Annotated in this window: 21 protein-coding genes and 2 riboswitches; of the genes, 2 read left to right on the top strand and 19 right to left on the bottom strand. The window is 36.6% G+C overall.

Translation table 11 applies throughout. The features are described from left to right. Positions 1-15 precede the first annotated feature (15 nt). From AC0NJG_RS08785 to AC0NJG_RS08800, 4 genes are all read right to left on the bottom strand, one after another. On the bottom strand, positions 16-720 hold the full coding sequence (locus AC0NJG_RS08785; protein WP_474062984.1) for a phosphoadenylyl-sulfate reductase: 705 nt from the start codon (positions 718-720) through the stop codon (positions 16-18). A gap of 86 nt (positions 721-806) precedes the next feature. Beyond that, on the bottom strand, positions 807-950 hold the full coding sequence (locus AC0NJG_RS08790; protein WP_000116161.1) for a YezD family protein: 144 nt from the start codon (positions 948-950) through the stop codon (positions 807-809). A 72-nt stretch (positions 951-1,022) separates the two neighbouring features. After that, positions 1,023-1,131, bottom strand: a riboswitch (SAM riboswitch). Positions 1,132-1,248: 117 nt separating this feature from the next. Then, complete coding sequence (lysA, locus tag AC0NJG_RS08795) at positions 1,249-2,565, bottom strand: diaminopimelate decarboxylase (RefSeq protein ID WP_474062985.1); 1,317 nt, start codon at positions 2,563-2,565, stop codon at positions 1,249-1,251. Between the two features lie 180 nt (positions 2,566-2,745). Then, positions 2,746-2,927, bottom strand: a riboswitch (Lysine riboswitch). Positions 2,928-3,016: 89 nt separating this feature from the next. After that, a complete protein-coding gene (locus AC0NJG_RS08800; protein ID WP_173601331.1) occupies positions 3,017-3,412 on the bottom strand; it encodes a DUF3888 domain-containing protein in 396 nt (131 codons plus the stop codon). Between the two features lie 254 nt (positions 3,413-3,666). Here AC0NJG_RS08800 and AC0NJG_RS08805 point away from each other — a divergent pair, with 254 nt between their 5' ends. Then, entirely contained in the window at positions 3,667-5,553 is a 1,887-nt protein-coding gene (locus tag AC0NJG_RS08805) for an LTA synthase family protein (RefSeq protein WP_087951807.1), read from the top strand. A 181-nt stretch (positions 5,554-5,734) separates the two neighbouring features. Continuing rightward, positions 5,735-6,436, top strand: a complete 702-nt coding sequence (gene pssA, locus AC0NJG_RS08810) for a CDP-diacylglycerol--serine O-phosphatidyltransferase (protein ID WP_000285422.1) — start codon at positions 5,735-5,737, stop codon at positions 6,434-6,436. Between the two features lie 32 nt (positions 6,437-6,468). Here the strand turns inward: pssA and AC0NJG_RS08815 are convergent, their stop codons facing one another. The 15 genes from AC0NJG_RS08815 to leuB form a co-directional block, all read right to left on the bottom strand. Then, positions 6,469-7,440 (bottom strand): 2-hydroxyacid dehydrogenase family protein, encoded by a 972-nt coding sequence (locus tag AC0NJG_RS08815; RefSeq protein ID WP_088328138.1) that lies wholly within the window; start codon positions 7,438-7,440, stop codon positions 6,469-6,471. Between the two features lie 145 nt (positions 7,441-7,585). After that, positions 7,586-7,753: a DUF4025 domain-containing protein gene (locus tag AC0NJG_RS08820; RefSeq protein ID WP_087951805.1), complete on the bottom strand. Its 168-nt coding sequence runs from the start codon at positions 7,751-7,753 to the stop codon at positions 7,586-7,588. Positions 7,754-7,821: 68 nt separating this feature from the next. Beyond that, complete coding sequence (locus AC0NJG_RS08825) at positions 7,822-8,838, bottom strand: histidinol phosphate phosphatase domain-containing protein (RefSeq protein ID WP_474062986.1); 1,017 nt, start codon at positions 8,836-8,838, stop codon at positions 7,822-7,824. A 12-nt stretch (positions 8,839-8,850) separates the two neighbouring features. Then, positions 8,851-9,174, bottom strand: coding sequence for a phosphoribosyl-ATP diphosphatase (hisE, locus tag AC0NJG_RS08830; RefSeq protein ID WP_087951803.1), 324 nt, complete (start codon positions 9,172-9,174; stop codon positions 8,851-8,853). A gap of 10 nt (positions 9,175-9,184) precedes the next feature. After that, on the bottom strand, positions 9,185-9,490 hold the full coding sequence (hisI, locus tag AC0NJG_RS08835; RefSeq protein WP_000803969.1) for a phosphoribosyl-AMP cyclohydrolase: 306 nt from the start codon (positions 9,488-9,490) through the stop codon (positions 9,185-9,187). Continuing rightward, positions 9,487-10,245, bottom strand: coding sequence for an imidazoleglycerol phosphate synthase cyclase subunit (gene hisF / locus AC0NJG_RS08840; RefSeq protein WP_087951802.1), 759 nt, complete (start codon positions 10,243-10,245; stop codon positions 9,487-9,489). Before hisF ends, hisI begins: the two co-directional genes overlap by 4 nt. Further along, positions 10,239-10,958: a 1-(5-phosphoribosyl)-5-[(5-phosphoribosylamino)methylideneamino]imidazole-4-carboxamide isomerase gene (hisA, locus tag AC0NJG_RS08845; RefSeq protein WP_087951801.1), complete on the bottom strand. Its 720-nt coding sequence runs from the start codon at positions 10,956-10,958 to the stop codon at positions 10,239-10,241. Before hisA ends, hisF begins: the two co-directional genes overlap by 7 nt. Next, a complete protein-coding gene (hisH, locus tag AC0NJG_RS08850) occupies positions 10,931-11,560 on the bottom strand; it encodes an imidazole glycerol phosphate synthase subunit HisH (RefSeq protein WP_087951800.1) in 630 nt (209 codons plus the stop codon). The genes hisA and hisH overlap by 28 nt, the downstream gene beginning before the upstream one ends. Next, entirely contained in the window at positions 11,561-12,145 is a 585-nt protein-coding gene (gene hisB / locus AC0NJG_RS08855) for an imidazoleglycerol-phosphate dehydratase HisB (RefSeq protein WP_087951799.1), read from the bottom strand. After that, positions 12,145-13,434 (bottom strand): histidinol dehydrogenase, encoded by a 1,290-nt coding sequence (gene hisD, locus AC0NJG_RS08860; RefSeq protein ID WP_088328135.1) that lies wholly within the window; start codon positions 13,432-13,434, stop codon positions 12,145-12,147. Before hisD ends, hisB begins: the two co-directional genes overlap by 1 nt. Positions 13,435-13,445: 11 nt before the next feature. Beyond that, positions 13,446-14,081, bottom strand: coding sequence for an ATP phosphoribosyltransferase (hisG, locus tag AC0NJG_RS08865; RefSeq protein ID WP_087951797.1), 636 nt, complete (start codon positions 14,079-14,081; stop codon positions 13,446-13,448). Next, positions 14,057-15,319, bottom strand: a complete 1,263-nt coding sequence (hisZ, locus tag AC0NJG_RS08870) for an ATP phosphoribosyltransferase regulatory subunit (protein ID WP_474062987.1) — start codon at positions 15,317-15,319, stop codon at positions 14,057-14,059. Before hisZ ends, hisG begins: the two co-directional genes overlap by 25 nt. Positions 15,320-15,629: 310 nt before the next feature. Continuing rightward, positions 15,630-16,211 (bottom strand): 3-isopropylmalate dehydratase small subunit, encoded by a 582-nt coding sequence (gene leuD, locus AC0NJG_RS08875; RefSeq protein WP_087951795.1) that lies wholly within the window; start codon positions 16,209-16,211, stop codon positions 15,630-15,632. Then, complete coding sequence (leuC, locus tag AC0NJG_RS08880; RefSeq protein WP_087951794.1) at positions 16,189-17,583, bottom strand: 3-isopropylmalate dehydratase large subunit; 1,395 nt, start codon at positions 17,581-17,583, stop codon at positions 16,189-16,191. Before leuC ends, leuD begins: the two co-directional genes overlap by 23 nt. Then, positions 17,583-18,647: a 3-isopropylmalate dehydrogenase gene (leuB, locus tag AC0NJG_RS08885; RefSeq protein WP_087951793.1), complete on the bottom strand. Its 1,065-nt coding sequence runs from the start codon at positions 18,645-18,647 to the stop codon at positions 17,583-17,585. The genes leuC and leuB overlap by 1 nt, the downstream gene beginning before the upstream one ends. Positions 18,648-18,695 lie beyond the last annotated feature (48 nt).

Raw genomic sequence — 18,695 nt, forward strand, 5'->3', positions numbered from 1 at the left:
ATTTTCAAATTCATCTTATTGGTAATGAAGACCACATTCAGTTTTCACTTTCCCAGCCCATCTACCATCTCTCGAATCGCCACCCTCTCCTACAGGCAACGTACACTTCTCACACCCAATACTTGGATATCCAATGTCATGTAATGGGTTATAAGGCAAGCTATGTTTGTATACATATCTCCATACTTCTTTCCACGTCCAATGAATGAGCGGACAAACTTTAATAGATTGAAAGCGATGATCTAGATTTATAAACTTTGTATGCTTACGGGTTTCTGATTGTTCCCTTCTCAATCCCGATATCCACGCTTTTTCATTCGCTAATGATGCTTCTAAAGGTAAAATTTTTCTAATCTTACAACAGAGATTGGGATTGCTTTCCCATAGCTTGTCACCATGCGCTTTGGCTTGTTCATCAAGTGTAAGTTCTGGCTGTTTTTCTATAATATTCAATAAAGGAAATCGTTCCCGCACTTTTTGAATTAATTCATACGTTTCTTGAAAATGTACGTTTGTATCCAAAAATACAACTTTAGCAGATGGATTTACTTGGTTAATAAGATGCAGCAGTACCATCCCTTCCACTCCGAAGCTACATGCGTATACAATTTCACTTTTATATTCTTTATAAGCCCAACTTAATACAGATAATGCGCCTTTCGTTTCATCTTCTTCTGAAAATGAAACATCATTTTCTTCCCACGTTTCATACGTCAACATGTTTTTTCCCCCTGTAAAAGCAAAAAGACGGTTTTAACCTAATGAAATAGGTTAAAACCGCCTCTAGTTTTTCTAGTCAGCGCTTTTTACTTTAAACGTACTTTTTCACTTTTCTCTAATTGAATGACTTTTCCATCTTGCACAACAATTGTAATTGAACCATATTTCATATCAGCAAGCATCGCTTCAATTTTCTCAGATACTTCCTCAAAATGTTCCCGTACGCTCACGCGAACAGCCCCCCTTTTTATTCATAAAAAAAATCTTTCCCATTTCGAAAAGACTGTTCGGTAATATATTTTACCTTATCTTTCAAAATGGATTCCATTTTGCTGGATTTAGCACCTTGCTTTCTATAAGCAGGTTGCCGAGCTTCGCCGGGCCAGTTCTCTCCGCTTCTCTTGATAAGCTTTGTATTTGTATTTTATCACAATTCTGATTTTTTTCAATCCTAGTTTTCCGATATATTTTAATTACTTTATTTTATAAAAAAGGAATTGCCCATCCGAACAACTCCTTTTTCCTCATTTAAACAAGTTCTTTTATACGTATGCGATCGTTCCCAATAATATTTTCATATGTTTCGCGCTCTACAACAATTTGTGATGTACCACCTTTCGCGAAGACGACAGCTGGTCTACGAATCCGATTATAATTATTCGCCATTGAGTACCCGTATGCCCCTGTACACGAAATTGCTAGTAAATCCGCAGAAGCAACTTTCGGTAGAGTAATATCCCAAATTAACATATCCCCACTCTCACAGCACTTCCCTGCAATCGAAACAACTTCCTCGTTCTCATCATTCCCTCGATTCGCTAACATCGCTTCATAACGAGCGTTATATAAAGCAGGTCTTAAATTATCAGTCATCCCACCATCCACTGACACATATTTCCGAATACCAGGAATGTCTTTCACAGATCCGACTGTATAAAGTGTCGTTCCAGCATCACCTACAATGCTACGACCTGGTTCAACCCATATTTCTGGTAGTGGATATTCACATACTGTAAATTGTTCTCTCACCGCACTTGTTACAGCTCGCACATATGTCTCAAGAGTTAATGGTGTATCGGACTCTGTGTAGCGTATTCCGAATCCTCCCCCTACATTTAGCACTTTTACTACATAATTTGTTCGCTCTCTCACTTTTTTTAAAAATTGATGAAGAACTTCAATCGCTCGCACAAAGCCGGCTGTTTCAAATATTTGTGATCCGATATGTGAATGAATTCCTAACACGTTATAATTTGATTTTTGTAAAGCAAGCTCAATTGCCTGCATCGCTTGACCATTTGACACGCCAAATCCAAATTTTGAATCATCTTGACCTGTTGTAATATATTCATGTGTGTGCGCCTCTACTCCGGGCGTTACACGAATTAATATGTTCACAAATTTCCCATGTTGCACTGCTAAATCATGCAAAATTTCTAATTCTAAAAAATTATCTACGACAAAACAACCAATATTTGCCTGAAGAGCCATCACAATTTCTTCATCTGTTTTATTATTGCCGTGAAAATGAATGCGCGATGCCGGAAATCCTGCTTGAAGCGCAGTATATAATTCTCCTCCAGAAACAACATCTAATGACATATTCTCTTCACGAGCTACTCGGCACATCTCCATGCACAAGAACGCCTTGCTTGCATATGCTACTTGATAAGAGAAACCACTTTCTTTAAAAGCACGATGAAACGCGCGGCACTTTCCTCGAATTGACTCTTCATCGTATACATAAAGTGGTGTTCCGTATTGTTTTGCTAGCTGCGTCGTGTCGCACCCTCCAATTTCTAAGTGTCCTTGCCCATTTATTCGGCTTGTGCCGTGTAAATACATTTGAATTCCTCCCTTATTTCCTCTAAAACTCATAACCCCAATCTTCTATTCATTGCAGCACGCTTTTAGATAGACAAAAAACGCGCGGAACAATGTTCACACGCGTTTCTTATTAGGAAAAATATATATTGAAAAAATAAACGAGTTGTTATCTCCTCAAAATAAGAAACCGCATCAACATCTCCAAATAGCTCTCCATAAAATAAATCTTATGACAGTACTACATTTATTCAATGCAGTCCCAATATATGAATAAGATGGTTATTCTTATATTTCGGCAATAGTCCCTTTCAACCTATGATCACAGATTCCATTAAATCTCCCATAGCTTACTCTTTCCTATCGCGGCCTCTACCTTTGAGAGTAGATGAGGTAAGTCTATTTAATTTTCAAACATCTAATTGTTGCTATTAACAATACCAAAGGATCATTTTATTTGTCAAACAATTTTTTATATTGCTTTTTTACAGTTTAGTTTCGTATCGTTTGGTAAGCGCTTTACTGAAACCTTTGTCACTTCCCATTCGCCTTCTTCGTTATTAAATGTAATCGTTACCTTCTCAAAGGGTGGCGCAATTTTCCCGGCAACACGTTCATACTTTGTCACTTCAATACTTGCTTGAAATAAATATGTACCACTATACACTTTTTTTAAACTAATAATTTTAGGACATTGATAAGGCTTCAAGCTCCCATATTGTTTTTCAATTGCTTTATTTATTTTCGGGAATAACACAGAATAAAGGGCATCTTCCATAAGAGGTGCATCATATTGAGCTACCGACACACTTGGTGAAGCAAAAAGTATAACACTACTGCATACTATAAAATATAATAATTTTCGCATTATAACCTCCGTATTGTTACACGATTCTTTCCGCGCACGATAATAATCATACATAGAAACTCCATTTTATTGTCTCCTACTGCCCTTTTTCTACTCAATTGTTATAAAAAAGTCCACAACTCTCTTTTATTTTCGTATAATGATACTCATAGTATAATAAACATAATAATAAAGGACTGTTCGTATATATAAAATGAGGCGCTAATCAAATAGGCCCACAAGAACCGTCATGCTTTTTAGGAGAGGAGTATATTATGCTACAACGTCTGTTTCCAAAACTGCGATTCGCACTCGTTGCAGTCGTTTTATTATGGATAAAAACATATATTGTGTACAAGCTAGCTTTTGATATTAAAATTGATAATTTCTTTGAAGAATTTATGCTTTTTATTAATCCATTAGCTGCGTTACTTTTATTTTTCGGTTTTGCTTTATTTGCATCTAAACACCGGAACCGCATTATAGTTGGAATTAGTTTTATACTATCATTCATTTTATTTGGAAATGCAATGTTTTATGGATTTTATAACGATTTCGTTACGTTCCCAGTATTATTTCAAACAAATAATATGGCTGATTTAGGGACGAGTATAAAAGAACTCTTTACGTATAAAACATTACTGTTATTCGCAGATGCGATCATCTTAATGTTTCTTTCGCGTAAATTCCCAGCATTTTGCGACAAGACGCCGCTTTCTCGCTCTGAGAAGAGAACTTTCTTTAGCGGTGTAACTGCTCTATTAGCACTACAAATTGTTGTTTCCGTTATTTATAAACCACAAATGTTCTCGCGCTCGTTTGACCGTCAAACTGTCGTGAAAAATTTAGGTTTATACACATATCATCTATTTGATATTACACTTCAATCTAAATCTTCAGCTGAACGTGTATTTGCAAGTGGGGACGGGTTCTCTGAAATTAAAAACTATACAGACTCAAAAGATAAGCAAGTTGATAAGAACTTATTTGGAGCTGCAAAAGGTAAAAATGTAATTTTAATTTCAATGGAATCTACACAAAGTTTTGTTATTAATAAAAAAATAAATGGAAAAGAAATTACTCCATTTTTAAATGAATTTATTAAAGATAGTTTTTATTTCGATAACTTCTATCATCAAACAGGGCAAGGTAAAACTTCTGATGCTGAATTTATCGTTGAAAATTCACTTTATCCGTTAGACCGCGGTTCTGTATTCTTTACTCATGCAACAAATGAATATACAGCTACACCAGAACAATTAAAGAAATACGGATATTCTTCTGCTGTCTTCCATTCAAACGATAAAACGTTTTGGAATCGTGATGTAATGTATCCTGCACTTGGATATGATCGTTACTTTAATTTAAATGATTACGTAGGCACAGAACAAATGTCTGTCGGTTGGGGGTTAAAAGATAAAGAGTTCTTTGAACAATCTATTCCAAAGCTAAAATCTTTACCACAGCCGTTCTATACAAAATTCATTACTTTAACAAACCATTTTCCATTTCTTCTAAATCCAGAAGATCAATATGTTGATGAGTTTAATTCAGAAAGTGGTGTTGTAAACCGTTACTTCCCAACTGTTCGTTACACGGATGAAGCTCTTAAACAATTTATTAAACAATTAAAAGAAGAAGGACTGTATGATAATTCCGTAATTGTCATTTATGGAGATCATTACGGTATTTCTGAAAACCATAACGCAGCTATGGCTCAGTTCCTTGGGAAAGACGCTATTACACCGTTTGATTCTATGCAATTACAACGCGTCCCTCTCATCATTCACGTGCCTGGTCAAGAAGGAAAAGTCATTTCTAAAGTGTCTGGTCAAATTGATATTAAACCAACGCTACTTCATTTACTTGGTATTAAAACAAATCAATCAGTTGAATTTGGAACTGACCTATTTATTAAAGAAAAAGACCCTCTTATGGTAATGCGTGATGGTAGCTTCGTTTCGGGAGATTATGTGTATACAAAAAACATGTGCTATAAACGAAACACAGGTGAAGAAGCAGACATCTCATTATGTCAACCGAATATTGAAAAAGCAAAAACGGAATTGAAACTTTCCGACAAACTCATTTATGGAGATTTGTTACGTTTCGATCCTAACAACCGGTATAAAACTGGAACTATGACAACGAAATTTGAATAATACACGAAGCAACTTGATAAAAGTTGCTTCTTTTTTCACTTATTTTTCAAATCATTCTGCTATGAAATCTTTCACAAATTGGGAATTTCTTTCGTATGAGGAAGAAATTTATGGTATGATAAAATAAGTAAACTTTCATACACTAATTAAGAATTTATTACAGAAAGCAAGGGATCAGATTTTGTATAGAGCAGCTATTCCAAACTTATTTACGCTCGGAAATTTATATAGTGGATTCTTGTCAATCGGCTATGCATCTTTAGGATATTATAAATCAGCTGCTATTTTAGTACTTATCGGGATGATGTTAGATAGTCTTGATGGGCGTGTTGCTCGTTTATTACGTGTTGATTCACAAATGGGAAAAGAACTTGACTCGCTTGCGGATGTCGTAACATTTGGTGCAGCACCTGCTGTTCTTATGTATTACACATCTTTCTCTAATTATGGAATCATCGGACTATACATAGCGGGGCTATTCCCTCTTTTCGGAGCATATCGTTTAGCACGATTTAATGTAACACCATCTTCTACTTCAATGAAATACTTCACTGGGGTACCGATTACAGCAGCGGGAGGGCTTGTTGCTTTCTTAACATTATTTTCACATACCATTCCAAAAATCGTTCTTATTACAGTATTTGTAACGTTCGCATTTTTAATGGTGAGCCGCATTCGTATCCCAAGTTTAAAAGATGTACCAATTCCACGATATAGCATCATTATTACACTATTTTTAGTGGGCATCATTATCACAATGTACCAAACAGGATTCGGTAATTTTTCTGTTTTCTTATTCATTGCTATTCCACTATATATTTTGTACATGCTATCTCAATTCCTTAGACAAAGACCATCAAAAAGAGCAAATAAAGAAAAATAAAAAGAAACCTTCCGATTCCGGAAGGTTTCTTTTTATTTTGTAACGAATACTTTTTGATTGACAGGTGTTACAGGTTCTTCGCCATTTAACACAGCTAAAATATTTCTTACCGCCGTTTCGGCCATCGCATCACGCGTTTCGAATGTTGCATTTCCTACGTGAGGAGCAAGTACCACATTCTTTAATCCTTTTAGCTCTTCAGTAATTTTTGGCTCAAATTCAAACACGTCAAGAGCTGCCCCTTCAATTTCATTCGTTTTTAAAGCATGAGCAAGTGCCGCTTCATGCATAATTGGTCCACGTGAAGCATTTATAATATACGCTGTTTTCTTCATCATTTTGAACTGTTCCTCATCAATCATATGATGCAATTTCGGATTATACGCACAGTTAATTGTAATAAAGTCTGCTGTTTGTAATAATTCTTCCAATGTTACATATGTTGCTTCCAGTTCACTTTCAGCTTCAGGCTTTCGATTTGGTCCTGTATATAAAACATTCATTCCAAACGCTTTTGCACGCTTCGCAACTGCCTTTCCGATTTCTCCAAGACCGATAATTCCAATTGTCTTACCATGTACTTCGCGGCCTAAGAAAAATAACGGTGCCCATCCATTAAATCCAGTTGTACGACATAGCGTATCACCTTCAGGGATTCTACGTGCAGCTGCCAAAAGAAGTGCGAATGTTAATTCTGCTGTCGCTTCCGTTGATACTTTCGGTGTATTCGTTACGGCAATCCCTTTTTCTCCAGCATACGAGTAATCAATATTATCGTAACCAGCACCGTAGTTTGCAACAATCTTCAAATTAGGTGCCGCATCAATCACTTCTTTTGTCACCTTTGTAGAAAGTAGGCTTAACAATGCATCTTTGTCTTTTACACGCTCTGTTAATTCATCTAAAGAAATTAACTCCTCTTTATCGTACATTTCTACATTATGATCCTTTAATAGTTCTAATCCGATTGCTGGAATTTTCCCTGCTACTAATATTTTTGCCACTACTAACACCTCTTCTATAGAAAATAAGATCTCTCTTATCTTTCATTGTAAGAAATCCACATATAAAAACCAAGGAATTTGATTATAGTTTTGAAAATCGACACTTTTCCACAAAAAAAGAGGAGATGCAAGTCTCCCCCTCTTCTTATTCTTTTTCTTGCGATTGTTTTCCAAGCTTCACATCGATCGTTCCTTCTGCAACTGTATCACTAATTTGTTCCTCAATAACGGATTGAGATGTAGCATTCGTTTCAGAAGTATACGCTTGTTGCTGTGCATCTTGTGCATTTCGTTTATTTTGTTGTTTCACCATTTCTTTACCCTCCTTTTTATTCTTTCTTATTTTGAACAAAAAGATGGGTTTTCATGAAAAAATCGTGATCATTTTGAAATTGTTACTTCTTCTAGTAATCTCATCGTTCGGACTCGTTTCGTAAATGTAGCTAAGTGAACAATATCATGATTACGTAACGTCTTTATATTCTCTTCCACATATTTTCCTAAATCATTCGGATAATGAGCATCTGAAGAGAGTGTAATCGGAACTTCGTGTTTAGCTAATACTTGTAAATATAGCGGACTCGGACACATTTCGCGCACAGGATAGCGATAGTACAATCCCGCATTTATTTCCGTTGCTGTATTTGTTTCTACTAATGCACGCGCAATTTTCTTATAATAAGAAAGTTGTTCATTCTCATCTAACCGATAATTAAATACTTTTATGTTGTCAAGATGAGCAATAATATCAAATAACTCAGAACGAACTGCGCACTCAACCGTTTTGAAAAACGTATCATATAAAGCATATAAGTCATGTTCCTTAAAATATTCTTTCGTATCTGGATTATCAAATCCCCAGCCATTTAAAAAATGAACAGAACCAATTACATAATCAAAATCTCCTAATGCGAGTAAAGATTGTAATTGTTGTTCACCACCAATAAAATAATCTGCTTCAATTCCAAGTTTAAGCGTAACACCTCTTTTACTCCACCGTTCTTTCGCCTCTTCAATTGCCTTTGTAAAATCATGTAGTGAAGCTACCCTTACTTGTTCTAACCATTCCTTTTGTAAACGTCCAAGCCCCGAATCACTAATATCAACATATTTTTCATAGTATTCTTTCGCTTCATAAAAACGATATAAATGATCGACAATACCAACTTCTTTTATCCCTTTTCGCAAAGCTTCTTCTAAATATAAATCAATCCATTTCGTTGTAAATGGTCCTTCATTCACACGTCTTTGCAGGCGTTCTTGTGTTTTCACAAGCCATTCCATAGAATGTTTTTCTTCTTTTAGCGGTTCATAATGTTGTAATGATTCATTTATTTTAGCTAGCCATCCTATTGAATATGGCCCTTCTTCTAAATGAATGTGATAATCCACCTTCATACATATTCCCCCCTATAATGTATCTATTTCTCTTCTGTCCCCTATTCTCGAAAGCTTCCCATTTCTTTCTGTCACTTCCTCTATAATATCTTCTAATGATATATTTTTTTCGGCTAATAACACGAAGCAGTGATACAATACATCAACCATTTCTTTCACTAGCTCTTCGTTATCATTATTTTTGGATGCAATAATTACTTCAGAACATTCCTCACCAATTTTCTTTAAAATTTTATCTTCTCCTTTTGAAAACAAGTAATTTGTATATGATTCAGGAAGTGGGTTTCTCTTTCGTTCTTCAATTGTTTCAAATAGTAATGTAAAGGCGTTTTTCATATGTATCCCCCTATATAATTTTGTAATGAAAACATGTTTTTTCTCCCGTATGACATGCAGGTCCTACTTGCTTTACGACAACAACGATTGAATCTTGATCACAGTCTAAATAAAGAGATTGCACATGTTGGACATTACCTGATGTTTCTCCTTTATTCCATAACGACCTTCTTGAACGAGAATAAAACCATGTTCTTTTCGTTTCTATTGTTTTTTCATATGCTTCTTCATTCATATAAGCTAGCATTAAAACTTCTTTTGTATCTTCTTCAATTACAACTGCTGGTAATAGTCCTTTTGAAAAGTTAGGTTTCATAGCCGCACCTCAACGTTTGCATTTCTTAACTTTTTCTTTACGTCCCCTATTGTCGCCTCACCGTAATGAAAGATTGATGCCGCTAATGCTGCATCAACTGTTGTCTTTTGAAACACTTCTATAATGTGATCAGCATGACCACATCCACCTGACGCGATGACAGGTACGGAAACACTTTTTGAAATTTCTTCTGTTAAACGAAGGTCATATCCGTTTTTCGTTCCGTCTGCATCCATACTCGTTAATAAAATTTCGCCTGCGCCTAGCTCTGTAACGCGCTTTGCCCACCTGATTGCATCCATTCCCGTATCAACTCTCCCGCCGTTCACATATACATTCCACTTATCTTCTGCTACTTTTCTAGCATCAATTGCGACGACGATACATTGTGAACCAAAATGCTGTGCCCCTTCTTCGATTAATTTTGGATTTCGCAATGCTGCTGAGTTAATTGAAACTTTATCTGCTCCAGCTCTTAGTAAATTGTACATATCTTTCACACTTGAAATTCCTCCGCCAACTGTAAGAGGAATAAATACTTTTGAAGCCGTTTTTTCTACAACATCTATAATTGTTTTTCGTCCTTCATACGTTGCCGTAATATCTAAAAATACTATTTCATCTGCTCCCGCATCATTATATAAAGCTGCTATTTCAACAGGATCCCCGACATCTTGTAACCCTATAAAATTTACCCCCTTTACGACTCGCCCTTCTTTCACATCTAGACATGGAATAATGCGTTTTGCTAACATAACTTTGTTACCTCTAGCACTTCTTCTAAATCAATCGTTTTCTCGTAAAGAGCCTTACCAATTATGACACCGTATATGTTCATATCATTTAACTTTTTCACATCTTGAATAGATGCAACTCCTCCAGAAGCAATAAGTCGAGTAGAAACGCTTTTTTGTAGTAACTCCAATTGTTCTATATTCGGTCCTGCAAGTGTCCCGTCTTTCGAAATGTCTGTAAATACAATCGTTTGAACACCTACATTCTCCATTTGTTTCGCTAAATCAATGTAAGAAATTTCAGATAAATCAAGCCAACCTCTCGTTGCTACGAAACCATTTTTCGCATCAATTCCGACGATGATTTTTTCTTTATATAAAAAAACTGCTTCTTCTAAAAATGTCTTATCATACAGAGCAGCTGTTCCTAAAATCACTTTATCTACCCCTACTGAAAATAACTTCTCTACCGCTACAAGTGATCGAATTCCTCCTCCAACTTGCACTGGAATACGTACTGCCTTGCAAATTCTTTCAATGACGGACAAGTTTAACGACTCACCAGCAACTGCACCATCTAAATCAACAATGTGCAACCGTTTCGCTCCAAATTTTTCAAATATAATCGCTTGCGCAACCGGATCTTCATTCATTACTGTTTCTTTACTAAATTCTCCTTGATACAGTCTAACGCATCGTCCCTTTTTTAAATCGATAGCTGGGAAGATTTCCATGATTCTACCACTCCTTTAAAATTTTTCAACATTTTCATCCCTATGTCACCACTTTTTTCAGGATGAAACTGTGCGCCATATATATTTCCTTTTGCTACAAAACCAGGTACTTTCACTCCATAATCACTTATTCCATACACAATTTCATTTGGACAATCTGCGTAATAAGAGTGGACATAATATACGAAAGAACCGTCCTCTACTCCATTCCAAAGCGCTATCTCTCCTTCTTTCTTTAACTCATTCCATCCCATATGAGGAATTTTATAAGGAACCTTTAACTTTCGAATAACGCCTGGCAATAAATTTAACCCGTTACAGTCTTGTAGTTCCTCACTTTTTTCAAATAAAAGCTGCATTCCTAGGCAAATACCTAGAAGTGGTTTTCTTGAACGCCCTATTTCTTGTAACACACGCACTAAATCTTTTTCTTCCAATACATCCATCGCTTTTGGAAATGCACCTACTCCTGGTAAAATCACTCCATCACTTCTAAAAATCTCTTCTTTATCACTCGTTACAATGTACGCTGCTCCAATATACTTTAATGCTTGTTCTACACTACGAATATTTCCCATTCCATAATCTATAATGGCAATCAATTACAACATCCCTTTCGTTGAATTTACACCAGTAATGTTAGCATTTCTTTCGACTGCTTCTCTAAGCGCTCTACCAAATGCTTTAAATAACGCTTCAATTTTGTGATGTGTATTACTTCCGTATAAAATACGAGCATGTAATGTAATATTGGCAGCATGAGCAACTGCTCTAAAAAATTCTTCTGTTAGTTCTGTATCAAAATCTCCTAGCTTTGGATTCGTTAATTCTCCTTGAAACACAATATACGAGCGGCCGCTTATATCAATTGCGACAAAACCTAAAGATTCATCCATCGGTACATAAGCAGAGCCATAACGGTTAATCCCCTCTTTATTTTGCAATGCTTCTTTCAAACAATTTCCGAGTACAATTCCAACATCTTCAACTGTATGATGCGCATCAACGAATACATCGCCTTCCGCCTCCACTTGCAAACCAAATCTTCCATGCCTTGCAAATAAAGTTAGCATATGATCAAAAAATCCCACTCCCGTTTGTACAGAAACGTTCTTTCCTTCATCAAGCTGCAAACTTAATTTTATTTTTGTTTCTGTCGTCTCACGTATTTGACTAAACTCACGCATTATTCTTCCTCCTCAAATCTTATTTGAATTGCTCTCGCATGCGCATGTAACCCTTCTTTATTGGCAAGTTCTACAATATGATGTTGGACATCTCTTAACGCGTCCTCCGTATAAGACAGGAAACTTGATTTTTTCACGAAATCATCGACTGATAACGGTGAGAAAAATCTTGCCGTTCCACTCGTCGGTAACACATGATTCGGTCCTGCTACATAATCACCGAGCGGTTCCGGTGCATATGGTCCAAGAAAGATAGATCCTGCGTGTTTCACATAAGCTAAAGCATTCATCGGTTCTTTTATATGTAACTCTAAATGTTCCGGGGCAATTTCATTCGATAATTGGAGCGCCTCATTTAAAGAAGGAACGATACAAATAGCTCCATTTCTATTTATCGATTCACGTGCAATTTCGCTTCTCGGTAATGTTTCTAACTGTCTTTCTATCTCTTTTTCTACTTTTTTTGCTAACTCTATATTTGTTGTAATACAAATTGCCGTTGCTCTCTCGTCATGTTCTGCTTGTGATAATAAATCAGCAGCGATATATTTTGCATTACCGGTTTCATCAGCGATAACTACAATTTCTGATGGTCCGGCAATCATATCGATATTTACTATTCCATATACTTCTCGTTTTGCTAGAGCGACGTACAAATTTCCAGGTCCAACTATTTTATCCACTTTCGGAATCGATTCCGTTCCGTATGCTAAAGCTGCAATTGCTTGCGCACCACCTATCGTATAAATTTCATCCACCCCTGCAAGACTTGCAGCAACTAAAATATGTGGATCAATTCCTCCTTCTCTCGGCGGTGTTACCATTACAATCTTTTGCACACCAGCGAGTTTTGCTGGCAATACATTCATTAATACTGACGAAGGATACGAAGCCGTTCCGCCCGGCACATATACTCCTACATTTTCTAACGGCCGAATGATTTGTCCTCTAACGATGCCTTTACTCTCGCAATCGAATATGGATTGCCTTTTTTGCTTTTCGTGATACGAAATAATGTTTTTCTTCGCCTCTTGTAACGCTTCTAAAAATGAATTTTCTACAAACATACTCGCTCTTTTTATTTCTTCTTCACTTACACGAAACTCTTTCATCTCCACACCATCAAACTTGTTTGTATAAAAAGATAGGGCCTCATCCTTACTCTCCCTTACATTCCGAACAATTTCGCTTACATTTCTTTGAACAGTTTCTTCTATTATATTAGCGTTTTCTCGTAGCAATTTTATTTTCGATAACGCTTTTTGAAAATCTTCACAAACGATCTCCATTACAAGCCCCCCTATTTTCCTGACAAAATTTCTTGCTCCATCATATTTATAATACTGAATATTTCGTCTTTTTTAGTTTTTAATGCAGCCTTATTTACAATCATTCGAGCAGATATAGAACACATTTCCTCAAATACAATGAGTCCATTCTCTTGTAATGTTTTTCCTGTTTCAACAATATCGACAATTGCATCTGCCAATCCAAGAATAGGAGCGATTTCTACAGAACCTTCTATTTTAATAATTTCTACATTCTCTCCTTTATCATGAAAATAGTTAGAAGTAATATGTGGATATTTCGTTGCAATACGTTTCTTTCGGTAACTTTTCGGGTTATAAGTAGGAATAGAAGCTACACAAAACTTACACACGCCTACTCCTAAATCCAACATTTCATAAATATCTTTCTCGTTTTCCATTAGAATATCTTTTCCAACGACACCAATATCAGCTACTCCATGTTCTACATAAGTAGCGACATCTACTGCTTTCACTAAAATAAATGAGATATCTGTATTTTTACTTTGAAAGACAAGCTTTCGTCCTTTATTTTTGAGCTCTGAACAATCAATTCCAATCTGCTCAAAGAGTGGAATCACATGCTTCTCTAATCTTCCTTTCGTTAACGCAATTTGAATGTTACGCATGAAGTTTCTCCTTCTTTCTGGACTACCCATTTCTCTTTCCATACATATTCCACTAACGATTCATTCTTTGCCTCAACGACCGTTACTATTTGATTTTTTCTTGCAAATTGAAAGGTGTCGTTTACATTAGAGAATAAGGATAGCTCTACTTTTTTCCCATCCTTTTGAAGTAAATTTCGTAATCTTTCCGCTTCTGCTAATCTATTTAACTCATAATGAATGATAATATCTATTTTCTTTCGTTCATATGGTTCTTGCTGCTCTTGCATCGCCTTCACAATTTGATTGACTTGCACCGCGAGCCCAACAGCCGGCAGCATTTCTCCAAAATTTCCGATTAACTCGTCATATCTTCCACCACTAACAATTTCTTCTCCAATCTCATATATATACCCTTTTAAAATAACTCCTGTATAGTAATCTAGATGTTGGATCATACCTAAATCGATTGATATGTAAGATCCATAACCTAGTTTTTCAATGGCTTCATATATTTCTTTCACTCTTGCGATGGCCATTTTCATTTCATTACTCGAGGCGAGTTTTTCTGCTTCCTCAATCACTTCTAAATTCCCAAATAGCCTTGGTAATTTCTCAAGTAATCTTACTGTTTCATCACATCGATCTAATTTCTTTTCTCTAATAAAATTTGATAAAGCAGCATAATTTTTACTTTCAATATATGTTCTAAGTACTCTCTCTTCTTCCTCATGAATGGAGAGCTTTTTGACAATACATTTATATAACTGCACTTGCCCAATCTCTATTGTAAAAGATTGCACCTTCACCTTTTGCAGTGATTGAATGACGCTTATGACGCATTCAATTTCAGCTCTTACATTATCAATACCAATAATTTCAATACCACTTTGTACGATCTCATTATATTTTCCGGTTAGGGACTCATTCGCTCGAAATACATTTCCGCTATACGTCACTTTAAGTGGCGTATCACACCTCTGCGTTCCGATCACTCTCGCTAAAGGAATTGTCATATCTGGACGCAATACGATAATCCTTCCCTTTTCATCAAAAAATTTATACATCTTTTCTTCATCTATCGGCCGGCTTTGAAAGGCGAACACATCATAAAATTCAATTGTTGGTGTCCTTATTTCTTCATAACCTCTCTCTAAAAAAGTACGCCTTAATTTTTGCTCCACTTCTTCAATTAACGTACATTCTTCGAATAAATAATCTCTCGTTCCATTTGGATTTGCCCGTTTCCATTTTGTCATCGAAATTCTCACACCTTTCCCTTTCTAATGTATGCTTATTTCATGCACCTAAACCGAAAATAAAAAGAGCCTTGTAGATAAAATATACCTACAAGGCTCTTTAGTAGCGTGTAGGTACAACGGGAATAACCCTTGCACCTACACGTTTTCACGCTAGGTTCAAGGGCTTTATGTATGATGATGTAGTTGTGTAAGCATTTTAATAGATTGCATTGTTTTCATAATACTTACTCCCTTTCTCCTCTAATTTTTACATAGTATATAATACTTAATTCTGAATGTAAATACATTTTAAATATTCCGTTATTTTTTAATATACAGCTACCCTTCTTTCATACTCTTTTATTTCTTGTTCATATTGCATTGTAATACTAATTTCATCTAAACCATTTAATAATTTCTCTTTCCACATTTTCTCGATTGTAAAATGAAACCTGTGCGTACTTGTTGTAATGACCTCATTCTCTAAGTCTACTTCTATTTGTTCTCTTGCATCCGTTTTGGCAAGCTTTTCTCGCATTTCTTTATCCATTACAATTGGTAACATACCATTCTTCATACAATTCATATAAAAAATATCTGCAAACCCACCAGCGATAATAACACGGAAACCATAATCAGCAAGCGCCCACGGAGCATGTTCTCTTGAAGAACCGCAACCAAAATTATCACCTGTAATTAATATACTTGCTCCTTTTCTATCTTGTGCATTAAGCGGAAAATTAGGATTTTCATGGCGGTTATTATCAAAACGCCATTCATCGAATAAATATTTTCCAAATCCCGTCCTTTCAATTCTCTTTAAATATTGCTTCGGAATAATTTGATCTGTATCAATGTTATCATTCATCAGTACTGCGGCAGTACCTTTATGAATACGAAATGGCTCCATCATAACTCTCCTTTCTAATATCAACAAAATGACCATATAACGCAGCTGCTGCCGCCATTGCTGGGCTAACTAAATGTGTTCTTGCTCCTTTTCCTTGTCTTCCTTCAAAATTACGATTTGAAGTGGAAGCACAATGCTCTCCCTCAGGTACTTGATCTGGATTCATTCCAAGACACATGGAACATCCAGGTTCTCTCCATTCAAATCCCGCTTCTTCAAATATGTGATGTAGTCCTTTTTGCATCGCCGCGTCCCTTACTCTTTTCGATCCAGGCACAACGAGTGCTCGCACACCTTCTTTTACCTTTCTCCCTTTCACAACAGATGCAGCAATTTCTAAATCAGAGAGCCTGGAATTTGTACAAGATCCAATGAAAACATGCTGAACTGGAATGTCATACGTACTTTGTCCGGGTCTTAATCCCATATAAGAAAATGCTCTTTCGTCATTTGCATCATGCTTTTCTGGCAATTTTTCATCAATACGAACACCCATACTCGGGTTTGTTCCCCACGTAACGTACGGTGCTAAATCCGCCACATCTACCGAAATATGTAAATCATACATTGCATCTGAATCTGTATACAGTTCAGACCATTTTTTCTCAAAAGTTTCATAGTCTTCCGGTGCATATTTACGTCCTTTTACATAAGCAAATGTTTTTTCATCTGGTGCTATAATACCAGCCTTCGCTCCTCCTTCAATTGCCATATTACAAAGCGTCATTCTCTCTTCCATCTCCATAGCTCCAATTGTCTCTCCGTAAAATTCCATTACATATCCAGTTCCAACTGCTACACCGTACTTTGAAAGGAGATGTAAAATAATATCTTTTGCGTAAACGCCTTTCTGTAATTTCCCTTTTAGCTCAATACCCATCGCTTTCGGTTTTCTTTGCCACAGCGTTTGCGTTGCCAATACATGTTCCACTTCACTCGTACCAATACCAAACGCTAGCGCACCAAACGCACCGTGCGTCGCTGTATGACTATCACCACAAACAATAGTTTTTCCTGGCTGCGTGAGCCCAAGTTCTGGTCCGATAACATGAACGATCCCCTGCTCTTCATCTCCGATATCCGCTAACGGCACCTGAAATTGTTTACAATTTTCCCGAAGTGTATCTAGTTGCTGCTTCGCAATGCGATCGGTAATATTCCAAACATCTTTCGTTGGAATATTATGATCCATCGTTGCGAATGTTAAATCTGGTCTGCGTACCGTTCGGTTTGTAAGCCGCAAGCCTTCAAAGGCTTGCGGTGACGTTACTTCATGAACAAGATGCAGATCGATATATAATAAATCTAATCCATTTTCATTTGTCGTAACTACGTGTTTTTCCCAAAGCTTATCTAGCAACCTTTTCCCCATTATCTTCCTCTCCCTACTAACGCTTGCTCTTCCATTTCTTGCATAACTGCCTTTGTAAATGAAGTTGTCGTTTCAGTCCCCCCGATATCTGCTGTACATTTTCCTGATTTAAGAACTGCTGAAATCGCTTCTTCAATTGCACACCCTTCTCTCGTTAATCCGAACGATTGCCCAAGCATCATGGCAACAGAGCGCATCATAGCAATTGGATTCGCCTTATTTTTCCCGGCAATATCAGGTGCTGATCCATGAATAGGCTCATATAATGAAGGTCCCTTTTCCGCGTGACTTGCTGACGGAAGCATTCCTAATGATCCAGCTAATACGGAAGCTTCGTCACTTAAAATATCCCCAAATAAATTTTCTGTTACAATTACATCAAACCGTTCTGGATTCCGAATTAACTCCATGGCAGCAGCATCTACTAAAATATGTTCTAGTTCAACATCTGGATAACGAAGTGCTACTTCTTCTGTTACAGTTCTCCATAGTTTACTAGATTCTAAAACATTCGCCTTATCAATAGATGTTACTTTTTTCTTCCGCTTACTCGCTAATTGAAAAGCATAAGAAACGATACGTTCAATTTCATGGCGATGATACGTAAGTGTATCTGTTGCTACTTCGTCCGTCCGTTCTTTCGGGTAAGAAAAATAAATCCCACCTGTTAATTCACGAACGACAACGAAATCAATTTCATCAGCCTTTTTTAATGGCGATAAATGTGCCGTTGCACTTTCTACCGTTACAGGGCGAACATTCGCAAATACACCGAGGCCTTTTCTTAGAGCTAATAATCCTTTCTCTGGTCTTTCTTTCGCACTATCCCACCTTGGTCCACCAACTGCTCCTAGTAAAACCGCATCACTTGCTAAACAAGCGGCAAGTGTTCGTTGTGGTAATGGTTGCCCATTTGAATCAATAGCACTCCCGCCGAAGTACTCATCTTGCAAATGAAAATGATGACCATATAGCCTTTCTACCATGCGCAATACTTCCTTCGCACTTTCCATAACTTCCGGACCAACACCATCACCAGCTAAACAAACGATACGTTTTTCCAATTTCAACACTCCTTTTAACAGAATTTTCAGAACTATAATTGACAGGTG

Source organism: Bacillus sp. SSR7 (assembly GCF_055902415.1).

What these genes read in the sequence shown, in the direction of transcription:
- AC0NJG_RS08785 (WP_474062984.1), bottom strand. Translation starts at nt 720, where the DNA reads ATGTTGACGTATGAAACGTGGGAAGAAAATGATGTTTCATTTTCAGAA.
- hisI (WP_000803969.1), bottom strand. Translation starts at nt 9,490, where the DNA reads ATGAAACCTAACTTTTCAAAAGGACTATTACCAGCAGTTGTAATTGAA.
- leuD (WP_087951795.1), bottom strand. Translation starts at nt 16,211, where the DNA reads ATGGAGCCATTTCGTATTCATAAAGGTACTGCCGCAGTACTGATGAAT.
- AC0NJG_RS08800 (WP_173601331.1), bottom strand. Translation starts at nt 3,412, where the DNA reads ATGCGAAAATTATTATATTTTATAGTATGCAGTAGTGTTATACTTTTT.
- AC0NJG_RS08820 (WP_087951805.1), bottom strand. Translation starts at nt 7,753, where the DNA reads ATGGTGAAACAACAAAATAAACGAAATGCACAAGATGCACAGCAACAA.
- hisB (WP_087951799.1), bottom strand. Translation starts at nt 12,145, where the DNA reads ATGCGTGAGTTTAGTCAAATACGTGAGACGACAGAAACAAAAATAAAA.
- AC0NJG_RS08825 (WP_474062986.1), bottom strand. Translation starts at nt 8,838, where the DNA reads ATGAAGGTGGATTATCACATTCATTTAGAAGAAGGGCCATATTCAATA.
- hisE (WP_087951803.1), bottom strand. Translation starts at nt 9,174, where the DNA reads ATGAAAAACGCCTTTACATTACTATTTGAAACAATTGAAGAACGAAAG.
- hisA (WP_087951801.1), bottom strand. Translation starts at nt 10,958, where the DNA reads ATGGAAATCTTCCCAGCTATCGATTTAAAAAAGGGACGATGCGTTAGA.
- hisF (WP_087951802.1), bottom strand. Translation starts at nt 10,245, where the DNA reads ATGTTAGCAAAACGCATTATTCCATGTCTAGATGTGAAAGAAGGGCGA.
- hisZ (WP_474062987.1), bottom strand. Translation starts at nt 15,319, where the DNA reads ATGACAAAATGGAAACGGGCAAATCCAAATGGAACGAGAGATTATTTA.
- hisG (WP_087951797.1), bottom strand. Translation starts at nt 14,081, where the DNA reads ATGCGTAACATTCAAATTGCGTTAACGAAAGGAAGATTAGAGAAGCAT.
- lysA (WP_474062985.1), bottom strand. Translation starts at nt 2,565, where the DNA reads ATGTATTTACACGGCACAAGCCGAATAAATGGGCAAGGACACTTAGAA.
- AC0NJG_RS08805 (WP_087951807.1), top strand. Translation starts at nt 3,667, where the DNA reads ATGCTACAACGTCTGTTTCCAAAACTGCGATTCGCACTCGTTGCAGTC.
- leuC (WP_087951794.1), bottom strand. Translation starts at nt 17,583, where the DNA reads ATGGGGAAAAGGTTGCTAGATAAGCTTTGGGAAAAACACGTAGTTACG.
- hisD (WP_088328135.1), bottom strand. Translation starts at nt 13,434, where the DNA reads ATGGAGATCGTTTGTGAAGATTTTCAAAAAGCGTTATCGAAAATAAAA.